The organism is Rhizobium sp. BK176 (assembly GCF_024808055.1).
This window is the reverse complement of sequence record NZ_JANUBV010000022.1, coordinates 23,147-38,895: the sequence shown is the minus strand read 5'-3', so window position 1 is coordinate 38,895 and position 15,749 is coordinate 23,147. Positions and strand designations below refer to the sequence as shown.

The following is a 15,749-nucleotide window of genomic DNA, read 5'->3' as shown; positions in this document are numbered from 1 at the left end:
GTATTGTCGATATGTTCGTCTTCCAGATCGGTCACGCCGGTCGCTCCTGTTCGACCACCTGCAGCGTCCCGTGCTTAGGGCCACGCCGCATATAGAGCGGCTGGAAGGCCCCGTCCTGCCGGATTTCAAGCTTACCTTCGCGAACGAGCTCGAGGGAAGCCGCAAACGCACTGGCAATTGCTGTCACTCTGTCTTCCGGCGACGCCGTATAACGCAGGAGATAGGTTTCCAGGGCCGTCCAATCGCCGATCTCGCCGATGATGCGGGTCAGAAGCTCGCGGGCATCCGTCAGCGACCAAACATTCCGTCGTGCAATCGTCACCTGAGTCACCGCCTGACGCTGCCTGAGAGACGCATAAGCCGTCAGGAGATCGTAGAGACTAGCGGTGTATGCTGACTGCTGCCTGTCCGGAATATGCTCGGGCGCACCGCGAGCAAAGATATCGCGGCCCAGACGGTTGCGGTTGACGAGACCGCTTGCAGCCTCGCGCATTGCTTCGAGGCGCTTCAGGCGGAAGGCAAGCGTTGCCGCCATTTCCTCCCCTGAGGGGCCATCATCCTTGGCCTGTTGCGGGATCAGCAGGCGCGATTTCAGATAGGCGAGCCACGCCGCCATGACGAGATAGTCGGCCGCAAGCTCGATCCGGATACGCCGCGCGCTTTCGATGAATTGCAGATATTGCTCCGCCAGCGCCAACACGGAGATGCGGGAGAGATCGACCTTCTGATTGCGGGCAAGGTAGAGCAGAAGGTCGAGCGGCCCTTCGAAACCGGCAACGTCGATCAGTAGCGCGGGATCGGAGGTCGCGCGCTCCGCGTCGTTCTCCTGCCACAGCTTGTCCATCGGCGTTGCCGCGGCCTGTAGCCGTTCCGTGCCCTTTATCGTGTTCACCCAGCCCAGCTCCTTCCGCGATCAGACAGTCGCAAACATCTCGTCGAATTCGGCGCGGACCGACGCCTCCTCGGCGTTATCCGCCGTCGGGAAACCGTTCAGCACCGCTTGTGCGCGCAAGAGCGACTGGTGCTGCAAGACGGGCACGTTTTCGACAACCTGTTGCATCTCGTCCATGTGGCCATTGCAATGCAGCACGATATCACATCCGCCGGCGATGATGTTGGCGGCACGCTCTCCGATCGTACCTGCAAGCGCGTTCATCGACGTATCATCGGAAAGCAACAGCCCTTTGAAGCCGATATGGTCGCGGATGATGCCGTCGATAACCTTACGGGAGGTAGTCGCCGGACGCTCAGAATCGATTGCCGCAAAGACAACATGGCACGTCATTGCCATCAATTCGTCCTTCATGGCAATGAACGGCGGAAAATCATGCGCCTCGAGTTCCGCCCGCGAAACTGTAACAACCGGCAGCTCGTGATGGGAGTCAGCAAAGCCGCGACCGTGGCCCGGCATGTGTTTCATCACAGGCAGAAGGCCGCCCGCCTTCAGACCCTCGGCTGCGGCACGCCCCATGGCCGTGACTGTTTCCGGATTGCCCCCGTAGGCGCGATTGCCGATCACGTTGCTGCTGCCTTCCACAGGAACATCAAGCACCGGCAGGCAATCAACATTGATCCCGAGGCCCGAAAGATCGAAGGCGTGCAACCGCGACATCAGCCACGCGGCGCGGACGCCCTTCTCCCTGTCCTGGCGGTAGAGATCGCCAAGCTGCTGCCCCGAGGGGTAATGCTGGAAGATCGGCGGACGGATACGCTGAACGCGCCCGCCTTCCTGGTCAATCAGAACCGGAGCATGCCATCCGACTGCTTCCCGCATCTCCGCGACGAGGTCGCTGATCTGCTGCGGCTCCGATATGTTGCGCCCAAAGAGAATGAAGCCCCAAGGACGCTCGGCGCTGAAGAGCGCCTTTTCTTCGGGAGTGAGTGAGTGGCCGCTACAGCCAAGGATCATCGCTTTTGATTCGGTCATATCCGAATCATAGAGGTGCCATGCGGAAATACGAGCGGCGTCAATCGGCATTCACAAAAAAACGGCGGACCAATGGCCCGCCGCTTCGATTGAATGCCTGCGAAAGCTTACTTCGAGATGAGGCAGCTGCCGCCTGCAGCACGGTACTTTTCGCAAATCGCCGCGGCTTCATCCTTCGAGCCGGCCGGAATACGAACGCGGTAGAAAGTTCCCTTGCCTGCGATCTCCGCCTTGCGGATCTCGTAGCTGCGGCCACTGAGCACGCCCGCAAACTTCTTCGAAAGGCTCGCGTAGGATTTCTTCGCCTCTTCTTCGGAAGGAAGCGATGCGATCTGAACCCCGTAACCGCCAGCCGCCGCAGTCGGCTGAACTTGCGTCGCAGCAGGCGAAACAGCGGCAACTTCCTTCGGCTTTGGTGCTGCCGGCGCAGCAGGCGCCTCCGCGGCGGCAGCCTTCGTCTGTTCGGTCTCGACTGGACGCGCTGCCGGAGCCGGAGCGGCGTCGACTGGAGAACTCTTCACCGCCCGGACGGGCGGCTCGACGTTCGCGGGAGTGGCCGCGGCGGCCTTGGCCAAAGCACTTTCCGGAGGAGCCTGAGCCGGCGTCGGCTTGGTTTCTTCAACCGGGGTGGAGCGTATATCAGCGGAAGCGACCTGCGCGGATGCCGGGAAATTCGCAGCTGTGCCACCGGCAGGCTTGGCGCCAGCCGTGATCTTCTGCGTCTGAACCGGCGTTGCCTTGGGCAGCGTCGGTGTGGCTTGGGGTGCCGGCTCGTCGCGGGCCACCAGAGTACCGTCCGGACGGACGATCATCGTGCGGACCTTACGGGCGGAAACAGACGGCGCCTGGTTCGCGCTGTCAGCCTCGTCGGCAACGGCCGTATCCTGGCTCGGCAGCAGGCGCGGATCCTGAGTGTCGCCAACCGGCGTCGCCATGGGCGGTGTCGCGACGTCGCTGTCATTGTCCTCCGGCAGCGTTTCTGGCGTCAGGGTGCGCTGGACAACGTCCACCGGCTGCTCGTTGCTTGATACCAAGGCCTTCTGCTTCGGCTCTTCTGCAGCCGCGCCGCCAACGCTGTCGTAAACAGCCTTGTCCTGGTTCGGCACGGTCTTGCCACCCGGATTTTCGGGAACAACCTTCACAGGGTCCTTCTCAGCGGTAATTACGCGCGGTTCGCCGGAGGCGATGCCGAGCCGGCCGTTGCCGGCCAGGAAGGTGTAGCCTGCATAGGCAACGCTGCCGAAGACGACAATCGCTGCAGCTGCAGCCAGCATCCGCTTCATGGAGCGTGCCCGGCTCATGTCCTCGGCTTCGCTTGCCGACTGGATCTGAACCTGAGAAACATTTTCGCGGCGCTGTACCGGCTCGTTGACGCTGCGACGGAAATCTTCTTCCAGAGCACGTTCGAACTCGTCCAAGTTTTGCAACGGAGCTTGTTTGGCGATAGGCGCGGCTGGTGCTGCGGTTGGCGCAACGGAGATCGGAGCTCGGGTCCGCCATTCCTCGACAACTGGCTTCGCGGGCGTTTCCGCTGGCTTTGCAGGAGCAAGCAGATTAGCGATTTCGGCGTCGACGTCGAAATCGAAGTCGGAGGTCGTTACGACAAGTTCCGGCTGCTCAACCGGCGGCAGCACCGGCACATGCATTTCTTCGACCGCTTCCGGATGATATTCGGCATCCGAAATCATCGACGGATCGAATGGAAGGTCGTCTCCAGCATCTGCTGAGAACGCAGGCGTAGCGGTCGTGTTGGTGGCGGGCGCCATCTCCACCGGTGCTTGGCGGATCGGACCAGCGACGGCCGCAGCGGGCTGCGCCGCCTGGAAGACGGGCATTGGCGCGACCGGTCTAGCTGCCTCGACATGCGGCGTCTTCACTGTGGCTAGCTCAGGCGTCTGCACTCTCGCCGGTTCAATCGCCTGTGGCTGCGGTTGCGGCTTTGCAGGCTCGGCAAAGTCAAAGTCCGCCAGCTCGAGCTCGATGCCTTCAAGATCGAGTTCGAAGTCGTGGCCAGCGAAAGGATCATCGCCCTCCGGTTCGGCCTTGGCGGAGGGAACGGCCAACGGTTGCTCGACCGGCTTCGGCATCGGGGCAACGATGGGCGCTGCGACACGAACCGGTTCTGCAGCGCGCGATAGCTCCGCAGCATCGGCTGCAGGCGCGGCCTGACGCTCGGGAACAGGGTAGTGCGAAACATCGGCAAGGAGATCGTCGATATCGAAATTGATATCGTCGATCTCCGTTGGCAGGGCTTCCGTCAGCGCCGCATCGGCCTGAACGTCACCATCCTTCGCGGCAGCGGCCAGATCGAAGGCGCTGTGATCGATGAGAGGGTCGACCACGGGCGAGTCTTGAAACACCTCAAGTTCTTCGTGAAGAACCTCAGGCTCTTCATGCCGATCGATTTCGGCGGGGAAGCCTGCGGCAACGGGCGCCTCAAAGACAGCGACGTGTTCGGAAGCAGCGGTAGTCGACTCAGGCACGGAAATGTCCCGCTGGACGACAGGCGCAGCAACAGGAACAACTGCCGGAACTGAGAGCTCGTCGCGGCGTGCCGGATGGAAATTGGCGATCGGAAGCCGGATGCTGGCGGCAGACCACTGGGGAGCCTTGGCAGGCGCCGTCGGTGGGACCGGCGCAGTACCGATCGACATCTCGAGTTCTTCGATCAGATCACGGGCCCCACCAGATACCGGCTCACCGTCACGGACGGCGTTCGACGCCCAAGCGGCAGGCGTAAGGTTGGACGCCACTTCCTGCTGTTGAGAAACCACCGGCTCAATGGCAACTTCAGGCTCGACGACAAAGTCGGGCTCAGCCTCGGCAGCCGGCGCGACTTCAGCTTCGCCAATTGGGGCTTCATGCGCAGCCGGTTGCTCGAATACGGGCTCAGGCAAACGATCAAACGAAGCAGCAGACTGAGGCTCCTCGTAGCGATCGAACTCGCGCAACAACTCATCTTCGAGATTGAAAGCTGGCTCCTGTCGGGGCGCATCCTCAACAGTATTCGCCGCTACCCGTGGTTCGAAACCAACGATGCGGGCAAGTTCCGCCAAAGGATCATCGTCAGCAAAGAGGTCCGTATTCTTACGCGTGTCATACGCCCGCTGTTTGTCTGCCATACTCATCCCACTCGCACTTGCTAAGGTTTATGCCAGAGCATTGTGGGTAAATGGTGACGCTACCGCATCTCATCCGGCGCAGCGGTACCCGCAATGGCAAGTCCCGACTTCAAAACCGACGCAACGGCGTACACCAGCCCTAATCTGGCTATACTCGATTCTCGGTTCTTATCGTTAATAAATCGTAAGTCTACTTGATCCTTACCTTTATTCCAGTGCGCATGGAAAGAACTTGCCAGATCGTAGAGGTAAAATACGACGCGGTGAGGCTCCTGAGACTGCGCCGCAGACTCGACCAAGCGTGGAAACTCGGCCGCCTTCGCAACCAGCTGCAATTCAGCGGGATCCGAGATTCCTGCAACCGCCTTCGCAAGGTCGGCGGGGCTGACGTCGAGGTCAGGAAACGCCTCCTTTGCCTGCCGAAAAACAGACATGCAGCGCGCATGCGCATACTGCACGTAGAACACCGGATTGTCCTTCGACTGCTCTGTTACCTTCGCGAAATCGAAGTCCAACGGCTCCGAACTCTTGCGATAAAGCATCATGAAGCGCACCGAATCGCGGCCGACTTCCTCGACAACTTCGCGCAGCGTCACGAAGTCGCCCGAGCGCTTCGACATCTTCACCGGCTCACCATTGCGGAACAGCTTTACAAGCTGGCAAAGAAGAACCGTCAGCTTCGCCTTACCTTCGGAAACGCCCCGAGCGACCGCCTCCAGACGTTTGACGTAGCCGCCGTGGTCAGCACCAAGAACATAGATCATCTCGTTGAAATTACGATCGAACTTGTTCTTGAAGTAAGCAACGTCGGCAGCAAAATAGGTGTAGGAGCCGTCCGACTTGATCAGCGGCCGATCCATATCGTCACCGACCTCAGTGGAGCGGAACAGCGTCTGCTCGCGGTCTTCCCAATCCTCGGGCAACTGGCCCTTCGGCGGCGGCAGCGTACCCTTGTAGACATGTCCCTTGAAGGTCAGGTCGTTGATAGCCGTGCGGATCGCAGCCGCGCCGTTCGCATGCAGTGTGCGCTCCGAGAAGAACACGTCGTGATGCACGTTCAATGCATCGAGATCCTCGCGGATCATCGCCATCATCGCATCGATGGTGCGATCTTTCACCAGCGGCATCCACTGGTCTTCCGGCATGTTGTGCAGCTTCACGCCATAGTCACGGGCCAGTGACTGGCCGACCGGAACGAGATAGTCGCCCGGATAAAGTCCGGGCGGAATCTCTCCGATCTTCTCGCCGAGTGCTTCGCGGTAACGCAGGAACACGGAGCGCGCCAGCACGTCGATCTGCGAGCCCGCATCGTTGATGTAGTATTCCTTGACGACGTCGAAGCCGGCGAAGGAAAGCAAGTTGGCCAGCGCGTCGCCGACGACAGCGCCGCGGCAGTGGCCGACGTGCATGGGCCCGGTCGGATTTGCGGAGACATACTCGACGTTGACGCGTTTGTCGGCGCCGATCATGGAGCGGCCGTAGTCGGTACCGGCCTCGATCATCGAGGCGAGCAGGCGCTGCCAGTAGCCAACGGAAAGCCTGATATTGATGAAGCCTGGGCCTGCGACCGAGACATCAGCGACGTCGGCGTCTTCCTTCAACTTCTCCGTGATGATCTCGGCCAGAGCACGCGGATTGGTTCCAAGCGGCTTTGCCAGCACCATGGCGGCATTGGTCGCAACATCACCGTGGCTTGGGTCGCGTGGCGGTTCGATCGCGATGCGGCCGAAATCCACCTCAGATCGCTTCTCCTTGACCAGATCGATCTGTTCAAGGGCGGTTTTAATCCGGGCGTCGAAATCGGTAAAAAGGTTCATCGCACTCTTCCATGCATAGGCTTTGCCACAAGGCATTTGTCCGGTCCCAGCCGGGCGACCGCTGCCTATCGCAAATCCGGAGTGTGGTCAAACAATCGCCTGTGGGCACTGATCGCGTAAGTGTCGGTCATCCCCGCCAGATAGTCGCCGACATGGCGCGCCCTCGCCGCTTCTGCAAGGCCCGCAATATGATCCACCCAATAGTGGCTCTGCATCTCCTTCGGGTTGGCCATATAGGCTCCGAAGAGATCGGTGACAATCTGCGCCGCGCCGGCGCGAATACGCATGATCTCGGGATGCCGGTAGATGCGCTTAAAAAGCATCGCCTTGATCTGCCGGTCGGTCTCGGACATTTCTTCGGAGAAGGTTGCAATGACGCGACCTGCCTGGCGAATATCCGTTGCGCTCTTCGGCTTGATTTCCGCAAGGCCCTGTTGGGCAACGGAAATGACGTCTTCGACCATGCGCGTGATCTGGCGGCGCATGATCTCGTGGGTAAAGCGGCTAGGCTCCAGGTTCGGATAGCGTTCCCGTACCTCGGTCATCAGACCGGCCAGAAACGGGATCTCCTCCAGCATCTCGAAGGTCAAATAGCCGGAGCGAAGCCCGTCATCGATGTCATGCGTGTTGTAGGCGATGTCGTCGGCGATTGCGGCCACCTGCGCCTCGAGGCTTGCATAGGTGTCCAGTTCCAGGTCGTGAATCTCGCAGTAATCCAGGATGGGCTGCGGAACCGGCCCACGCGTGCCGGCGCCGTCCTTTGTCAGAAGCGGGCCATTGTGCTTGACGAGACCTTCCAGGCTTTCCCAGGTCAGGTTGATGCCATCGAAATCGGCATAGCGGCGCTCCAGCTTGGTGACAATACGCAGCGACTGGGCGTTGTGATCGAAGCCACCGTAGGGCAACAGCGCCTCATGCAGCGCGTCCTCGCCCGTATGGCCGAACGGCGTGTGGCCGAAATCATGGACGAGCGCCACTCCCTCGGCGAGATCCTCGTCCAGCTTCAGGGCCCTGGCAAGAGCGCGGGCCACCTGCGCGACCTCAATCGTGTGCGTCAGCCGTGTACGGTAGTGGTCACCGTCCTGAGCGATGAAGACCTGGGTCTTGTGCTTCAGCCGACGAAATGCCGTCGTATGAACGATGCGGTCGCGGTCGCGCTGAAAATCCGAGCGGGTTGGGCTTAGGTCTTCGGGGTAGAGCCTGCCGCGCGTCGCCCAGGGATCAGCCGCATACGCCGCCCTGTCACCGTTGCCGTAACCCAATGCTTGCCTGTCGATCGTCATTCGTCACCGTTACCGATATGCAGCAGCTCGCCCATTGACGCTGCCTTGCGCTCTTCATACCTATAGAGCACATAAACGGCAAAGCGATGCTTTCTCGGCCGCCTTAGCCAAACTTGCGCTTCTGTGGTATGAATCGTAAGTAGCTTTGAAAACAGTCGCTTGAAACCGGCGGCTAAGAACTATTCTCTCCGGATCTTGACCCCGGCAGGAGCAAACATGACGGACGTAAATGTAACCCTTTCCGAAGCCGCGGCAAAACGAATCGCGGCCATCGTCGGCACGGAGCCCGGCAAGAGCGCCTTGCGCGTCTCCGTGGAAGGTGGCGGCTGTTCAGGCTTTTCCTACAAGTTCGACCTCGCGGACGGCGCCCATGACGACGACGTGGTGGTCGAAAAGAATGACGCGAAGGTGCTGATCGACAGCTTGTCACTGGTCTACATGGCGGGATCTGAGATCGACTTCGTCGATAACCTGCTCGGCCAGTCCTTCCAGATCAAGAACCCGAACGCGGTTGCCAGCTGCGGCTGCGGTACAAGCTTCTCGATCTAGTACCGTATCTCCGCGTATCCACATCGAACCGGCCGAAAGAATCCCTTTCGACCGGTTTCTCGTCTTGTCCGCAATCGAAAGAGCGCGATACAAGGGAGCCGACGAAGCGGAACAGGACATTCCATGAAGATCGCGACCTGGAACATCAACGGCGTCAAGGCGCGCATCGACAACCTGACACAGTGGCTGAAGGACTCCGACCCCGATATCGTCTGCCTGCAGGAGATCAAGACGGTCGACGAGGGTTTTCCGAGGCTCGAGATCGAGGCCATGGGCTATCATGTCGAGACGCATGGCCAAAAGGGCTTCAACGGCGTCGCGATCCTCTCCAAGACCAAGCCCGATGAAGTAAGTCGCGGTCTGCCGGGCGATCCGCTCGACGAGCAAGCTCGCTTCCTGGAAGCCGTCTTCTCGCTGCCGGGCAATCGAGTGGCGCGCGTCTGCTGCCTCTACCTGCCGAATGGCAATCCTGTTGAAACCGAGAAATATTCCTACAAGCTCGCCTGGATGGAGCGGCTGCGGACTTTCGCCGCTGAGCGTCTGGCTTACGAGGAAATCCTGATCCTCGCCGGCGACTACAACGTCATCCCGGAACCGCACGACTGCTTCGATCCGAAGGTTTGGGAAAATGATGCACTGTTCCTGCCGCAGACACGGCAGGCTTTCCGTCGGCTCGAAGGCCTTGGCCTGACGGATGCCGTGCGCGCGACGACCGATGGCGTTCAGCTCTACTCGTTCTGGGACTATCAGGCCGGTGCATGGCAGAAAAACAACGGCATTCGCATCGACCACCTGCTGCTTTCGCCGGAAGCTGCCGATCGCATGACGTCGTCAGCGATTGAAAAGCATGTGCGGGCCTGGGAGAAGCCGTCAGACCACGTGCCTGTTGTGGTCTATTTCGATTTCGCGGCTTTAGCCGAAAACGCGTCGCGATCCCTCCACTCGTAAGGTGTAGGCGAGAACCGTTCGCGGGCTTAGTCGGAGCCGTTGACGGCAATCTTGTGAGAAAGGGCGACGGCCGAGCGGCGGTCGCTTTCGGTCGCGACCGAAAAGGCCTGCTCCTGCAGAGCCTCCATCCAACCACAGTCCTTCGGCTTGCAGCGGTCGAGAGCGGCGGTCATTAGCGCCAGCCCGTTGGCCGCCTGCCCTTCCTGGAAGAGGATGTTGCCAAAGACGGACATGGCGCCCGGATGGCCGCTCTTGCGGGCCTGGTTGAGCCATTTTTTCGCCTGCTGCGCACTGGTGCTGCCACCCTCACCTGCCAACATCATCTGTGCCAGCTGGAACTGTGCCTCGGGCACGCCAAAGGTGGACGCAACCTGGAAGTAGAGTTGACGCGCCTGGTTGAGATCGATTTTCACCGGACTGCCGGGGATCCCATGCTTGTAGTAGTTGGCGAGCGAGAGCAGCGCATTGACGAAGAAGCCGGTATCTTCCGAGCCCGGCTCGACGCCCTGCTGCGCGATTTCGCTGTAGATCTTGAAGGCCTCGAAGTCGTCCTGCGCGACGCCATCGCCGTCGGCATACATGTTGGCGAGTGCCCAGCGCGAACCTGTATGACCTTTTTCAGCCGCGTATTTGTAGGCTTCGACTGCCTCTTCCTTCTGACCGTTCTTGTAGGCCTTGAAACCGAACTTGAAGAGATCGAAGGGGCCGGATTCCTTCGAAACGCCCGACTTGATGTCGAATGCACCTGCAGGCGATGCAATTGCCGCGCAACAGGCAATGGAAAGGCCCATGAGCATTAGTCTGAAAGGTCTGAACTCGGACGTCAGCATTTCACTCGGTTTCTTTCGCTTCCCATCCGGACGGACTTTCGATCCGTGGATGCATTCCTCCCGGCGAGCGATCCCGCGGTGAGCTCAAAGGCCCCTTTGCCCGCGTCGCATCCAGCCTCAGCCCTCCCTCGAGGACCTCAATTCCAAGCGCATCGACACTCTCCGTCCGTAGTCCAGCACGGCTCGCCCGCGATGCGATTTGCCTCACTCCCGCGGCTCGGCCATGTGCCATTCTGCCGTCGAGAAAAAGGTAATCACCAATTGTGACCAAACCTGTATCGTCGTTACCGGAAGCCGATTCCGACGATGCCGATCGGTTCGGCCACGAAAGAAAAGAAAGGGTCGAAAGCGCAACGTCAGAGCGAAACTCCGGGGCGGAATCGCCTTGCGGGAAAAGGAAAATGGCGCCGGCCGCGGCATCTCTGCCGTACGCTTCACCCATCCTGATTGCACCCGCTACAAACTCGCTCATCGTACTCTTTTACGTGCACTTTACGCCTGTCATTTCCTCGCCCGACTATAGCGCTGCGCCTAGTTTGTGGCGGGAAATGGACAATTTCGCCCTGAGATCATCTTACGCAAATGCTGGTAAAAAACTGTTGCTGAATCGTCACAAAATGAGACGCCAAAAGGGCATGCTTAACGAGGCGTACATAAAGAAAAACCCGGCAGTTTTGCCGGGTTCTTCTGAGGTTCGTCTTTGAAACTTAGAATTTCACCTTGATGCTGGTCGAGATGGCAGCGACGAGATCATTGTCGAAGTCGTATGAGACGTCGTTTCCGTATGTGACGCCATCCTGCACCAGCACTCCTGAGGAGCCGCTGGTCAGGACACCGAGTGCGCCAGCAACGCGCCATTCGATGTTCTCAGTCGGGTTATAGGCAGCGCCTGCCCCAACCGTCCAAGTATCGGTCTGCGATCCGTAACCGTGGCTGGTGCCACGATCCCAAGTCAGACTAACAGCGCCGGTCCATTGTTCATTGAACTTGTGACCAATGCCGCCCGAAACGGTCCAGCCGTCCTGATAGAGCAGGTCAAGAGACGTGAGCTGAGTTCCACTGGTCGCCGTACAAGCCCTGCCTTTCGTGGCGACGGGGCAAAGCGGAATCGACTGGAGAACACTCCAGTTGGTCCACTTTACGGAGCCGAATGCCAGCCAATCTGGTGCGATGCCACTCTGAACTTTCAACTCCAGAGAATCCGGCGCTTCAGCCTCACCGAAGACGCTGGTGACGCGCCCGCCAAACCCGGGGACCACCGGCACCTGTGTAAGATCCACAGTGCCACTCAAGCTGTCGTATTTCACTCGGCTGTTGTAGACCAAGCTCGCACGCATCGCATATTCCGGAATTTCGTAGCCGATACCGGCACGCCATCCCCAGCCATTGCCCTCAAGATCGAGCCGTCCAACACCTGTTCCAGTGCCCAATGCTATGGGCAAGGTGCTAACCAGACGCTCCTTGAAGCCTTCTACTTCCTGGTAGAAGGCGCCGCCAATCAGGCGAAGCTGACCGGGACCAACATCGAACTTGTAAGAGCATGTGGTGGCGTAATTGTGCGTCTCGATTTTCGTTTCGATATTGTTGTTGGCGCCGGCCCAATTGACGCCCGGATTCGTATGCGCGCCGAACGGTTCGGAATAGTCGAACAGGCAGTCTACATCTTCGTATCCGGCCTTGAAGCCGATATAAGGCACCGCATAGTTCTCTGTCTCGTCCGCCGAGTGAGACCTTCCATTGAGGTTTCCGCCACCAGTCAGTACTGACGTATTGGTATCCCTTACATTCTTCAGCTCACGCTGCGGCATGACGTAGAGCACGGCCGCCTGTGACGAAAAACGCGACTGATCGAAGAGCAGGTCGATATTGTAGCCGCCGCGATCAAGACCGCCCGCGAAGGACGGCTGCGCCAGCGTTGAAAAGAGGGCAAGCGACAGAACGCCGGCCGATGTCATACGAGATGCCAATGTGTCTCCCCCACTCAGGCAATTGCAATGAGGCCGGACTGTGCAGGCGATGCCGATAAATGGCAACTTTGTGTTCGGGCGCGATTGGAAACTCGGCTAACGGAAGTTTTACGTAACAGATTGACGAGCACGTCAATATTTTCGCAAATTAGAACGAAATTCTACAGATAGTAAAAATACCTACTCACTTAGGGTCGACCATTCCACGATAGCGCCATCCTGTAACAGGGAAACAACAGTCATATTTTTCGCCGTGCGCCCCGATAAAACGTGTGGAATCAACGCCTACGGCTAGCAATTTGGGCAAATCGGGCAGCAAAGTTCGGCGACTCCGATCGACCTAAGAAAAAGGCGCCCGATTCGAAGTCGGGCGCCCCTGAAAATTCTTGCTACCAAGCGTTGATTTTACGACGCCTCGGATACACGTGACAGTGCAACCCGCAGGCTCGCAATCTGACCTTGCAGTTCGTCCAGGCGATCGCGCTCAGCAGCGACGACATCAGGATTGGCGTTGGCAACGAACTTCTGGTTGGAGAGCTTGCCGTTGATGCGCGCAATCTCTCCATCAGCCTTGGCAATTGCCTTCTCTAGGCGCGCTTTTTCAGCCGCCAGGTCGATCAGCGTGCCAAGTGGCAAGCAGATCGTCGCCTCGGCGACAATGATCTGCGCAGCGCCCTTCGGCGCTTCACCGGCCAGCGAGATGCCGTCAACGCGGGCAAGGCGCTTGATCGCAGCATCGTGGCGGATAAGGCGTTCGCGGGTCAGGCTATTGGCGCCGACGACAACCAGCGGCGCAACAGCTGAAGGCGGCACGTTCATTTCCGCACGAACGGAGCGGATGCCGGAAACCAGATCGATCAACCAATTGATCTCATCGGCAGCGGCGTCATCGGCATAGGACGGCGCTGGCCATTCGGCATGGCAGACCAGCGTGTCGCGCTCGATGCCTTCGCCCGCGGTGTGCGCCCAAAGCTCTTCCGTCATGAACGGCATGAAGGGATGCAGGAGCTTGTAGATCTCCTCCAGGATATAGGCGGCGCAAGCCTGCGCTTCCTTCTTGGCGCCTTCGTCCGCACCGTTGAAGACCGGCTTCAGCAGTTCGAGATACCAGTCGCAGACCTGGTTCCAGACGAAGCGATAGAGCGCGCCAGCCGCATCGTTGAAACGGTAGGATTCCAAGGCTTCCGTAACGTCACGTTCCGTGCGGGCAAGCTCCGTCAGAATCCAGCGATTGATCGTCAGTTCGGCCGCTTCGGGCACGAAGTGCGGATCGCTCTTGGCACCGTTCATTTCGGCAAAGCGCGTCGCGTTCCAGAGCTTTGTGCCGAAGTTGCGGTAGCCGGCGATGCGGGCGGGATCGAGCTTCACGTCGCGGCCCTGCGCTGCCATGATCGCAAGCGTGAAGCGCAGCGCGTCGGCACCGTATTCGTCGATCAGTTCCAGCGGATCGATGACGTTGCCCTTGGACTTCGACATCTTCTGGCCGTTCTTATCGCGGACCAGCGCATGGACATAAACGGTGTTGAACGGCTCGACCGGAACGCCGTCATCGTCCTTCATGAAATGAAGGCCCATCATCATCATGCGGGCAACCCAGAAGAAGATGATGTCGAAGCCGGTGACCAGAACGTTGGTCGGATAGTAGCGCTCAAGCTCCGGCGTCTGTTCCGGCCAGCCGAGCGTCGAGAACGGCCACAGCGCAGACGAGAACCAGGTGTCGAGAACGTCTTCGTCGCGCGTCAAGATTTCGCCAGGCTTGAAATTCTCCAGCAGGTCCTCGACGTAGGCCTTCATCGGGCCTTCGTGCGACAGATAGTGCTGGATTGCCGCCTGCAGAGCTTCTTCTTCCGTCTTTTCAACGAAGACCTGACCATCCGGGCCGTACCAGGCCGGGATCTGATGGCCCCACCAGAGCTGACGGGAAACGCACCAGGGCTGAATATTCTCCATCCACTCGTAATAGGTCTTGTCCCAGCTGCGCGGAACGAGTTTGGTGCGACCTTCGCGGACCGAGGCGATTGCCGGTGCGGCGAGCGTCTTGGCGTCGACGTACCATTGCTCCGTCAGGCGCGGTTCGATCGGAACACCGCCACGGTCGCCGTGCGGGACCATGTGCTTGTGCGGCTCGACCTTGTCGAGCAGACCGCCCTCTTCAAAGATGCGGACGATGATCTTGCGGGCATCAAAGCGATCCTTGCCTTCGAGTTCGTCCCAGGCGCCATGCAGTGCCGCGGCGTCAGGAATGCCCTCCAGGAAATCCTCATTATCCTTGAGCATGATCCGTGCGTCGCCGGTGAGCACGTTGACGACACGCAGACCGGTGCGCTTGCCGACATCGAAGTCGTTGAAATCATGCGCCGGCGTCATCTTGACAGCGCCGGTGCCGGCCGTCGGATCCGGATAATCATCGGCGACAATCGGAATACGCCGACCGACGATCGGCAGGATGACGTGCTTGCCGACAAGCGGCCGGTAACGCTCATCCTTCGGATTGACCGCAACGCCGGTGTCCCCAAGCATCGTTTCCGGACGAGTGGTCGCAACGACGATATAGTCGCGGGTTTCCCATTCTGTCGCCTTACCGTCATCATCGAAGGCGATCGGGTGCTGATACGTGACACCAGGCTCCAGCGGATAACGGAAGTACCAGAGGTTTCCGTTGACCTCGTGTTGCTCGACCTCGATGTCGGAGATCGCCGTCAGGAGCTTCGGATCCCAGTTGACGAGACGCTTGTCGCGATAGATTAGGCCTTCCTTGTAAAGGGTTACAAAGACTTCAAGAACGGCGGCCGAAAGCCCCTCATCCATGGTGAAGCGCTCGCGGGACCAATCACAGGAGGCGCCGAGGCGCTTCAACTGGTTGAAGATAAGGCCGCCGGATTCCGCCCTCCATTCCCAAACCTTGTCGATGAAGGCTTCGCGCCCCATGTCGCGGCGGCCCGGCAGTTGCTGTTCCATCAGCTTGCGCTCGACAACCATCTGGGTGGCGATGCCGGCATGGTCCATGCCCGGCTGCCAGAGCACGTCCTTGCCGCGCATGCGCTCGAAGCGGACCATGATGTCCTGCAGCGTATTGTTCAGCGCATGGCCCATGTGCAGCGATCCCGTCACGTTGGGCGGCGGGATCACGATGGTAAAGGACTTGGCGCCCGACTTGGCGTTGGCGCCCGCGCGGAAGGCGTCCGCCTCATCCCATTTCGCAGCGATTTTCGGTTCAACGGCAGCGGAATCGTAGGTCTTGTCGAGCATTTGGGGACCAAAATCTGGAGGTTCTTTGATGCGGGTTGTAAATAGGATGGCTTCGGG

The 15,749-nt window shown here is 59.5% G+C and carries 10 protein-coding genes; 2 read left to right on the top strand and 8 right to left on the bottom strand.

Annotation, left to right across the window (positions count from 1 at the left end):
- Positions 1–31 precede the first annotated feature (31 nt).
- From FHT76_RS34730 to FHT76_RS34710, 5 genes are all read right to left on the bottom strand, one after another.
- Positions 32–892, bottom strand: a complete 861-nt coding sequence (locus FHT76_RS34730) for a ScpA family protein (RefSeq protein ID WP_183756993.1) — start codon at positions 890–892, stop codon at positions 32–34.
- Between the two features lie 21 nt (positions 893–913).
- On the bottom strand, positions 914–1,927 hold the full coding sequence (gene nagZ, locus FHT76_RS34725) for a beta-N-acetylhexosaminidase (RefSeq protein WP_183864137.1): 1,014 nt from the start codon (positions 1,925–1,927) through the stop codon (positions 914–916).
- Between the two features lie 107 nt (positions 1,928–2,034).
- Positions 2,035–5,049 carry an SPOR domain-containing protein gene (locus FHT76_RS34720; protein WP_183864136.1) on the bottom strand — a complete coding sequence of 1,005 codons (3,015 nt, stop codon included), beginning with the start codon at positions 5,047–5,049 and terminating at the stop codon, positions 2,035–2,037.
- Positions 5,050–5,108: 59 nt separating this feature from the next.
- Positions 5,109–6,866: an arginine--tRNA ligase gene (gene argS, locus FHT76_RS34715; RefSeq protein ID WP_183864135.1), complete on the bottom strand. Its 1,758-nt coding sequence runs from the start codon at positions 6,864–6,866 to the stop codon at positions 5,109–5,111.
- Between the two features lie 65 nt (positions 6,867–6,931).
- Positions 6,932–8,149, bottom strand: coding sequence for a deoxyguanosinetriphosphate triphosphohydrolase (locus tag FHT76_RS34710; protein WP_259129649.1), 1,218 nt, complete (start codon positions 8,147–8,149; stop codon positions 6,932–6,934).
- A gap of 216 nt (positions 8,150–8,365) precedes the next feature.
- Between FHT76_RS34710 and erpA the strand changes: the two genes are divergently transcribed.
- Entirely contained in the window at positions 8,366–8,698 is a 333-nt protein-coding gene (erpA, locus tag FHT76_RS34705) for an iron-sulfur cluster insertion protein ErpA (protein WP_183756998.1), read from the top strand.
- Between the two features lie 123 nt (positions 8,699–8,821).
- Positions 8,822–9,646: an exodeoxyribonuclease III gene (gene xth, locus FHT76_RS34700; protein WP_259129647.1), complete on the top strand. Its 825-nt coding sequence runs from the start codon at positions 8,822–8,824 to the stop codon at positions 9,644–9,646.
- Between the two features lie 26 nt (positions 9,647–9,672).
- On the opposite strand, the gene exoR is transcribed toward xth, so the two are convergent.
- The 3 genes from exoR to FHT76_RS34685 all read right to left on the bottom strand — a co-directional run bounded on the left by exoR (position 9,673) and on the right by FHT76_RS34685 (position 15,692).
- Positions 9,673–10,476 carry an exopolysaccharide production regulator ExoR gene (gene exoR / locus FHT76_RS34695; protein WP_183757000.1) on the bottom strand — a complete coding sequence of 268 codons (804 nt, stop codon included), beginning with the start codon at positions 10,474–10,476 and terminating at the stop codon, positions 9,673–9,675.
- Positions 10,477–11,183: 707 nt separating this feature from the next.
- On the bottom strand, positions 11,184–12,443 hold the full coding sequence (locus tag FHT76_RS34690; RefSeq protein ID WP_259186328.1) for an OmpP1/FadL family transporter: 1,260 nt from the start codon (positions 12,441–12,443) through the stop codon (positions 11,184–11,186).
- Positions 12,444–12,848: 405 nt separating this feature from the next.
- The gene (locus tag FHT76_RS34685; RefSeq protein ID WP_259186327.1) at positions 12,849–15,692 is read right to left on the bottom strand and encodes a valine--tRNA ligase; all 2,844 of its coding nucleotides are present in this window, start codon (positions 15,690–15,692) and stop codon (positions 12,849–12,851) included.
- Between the last annotated feature and the right edge of the window lie 57 nt (positions 15,693–15,749).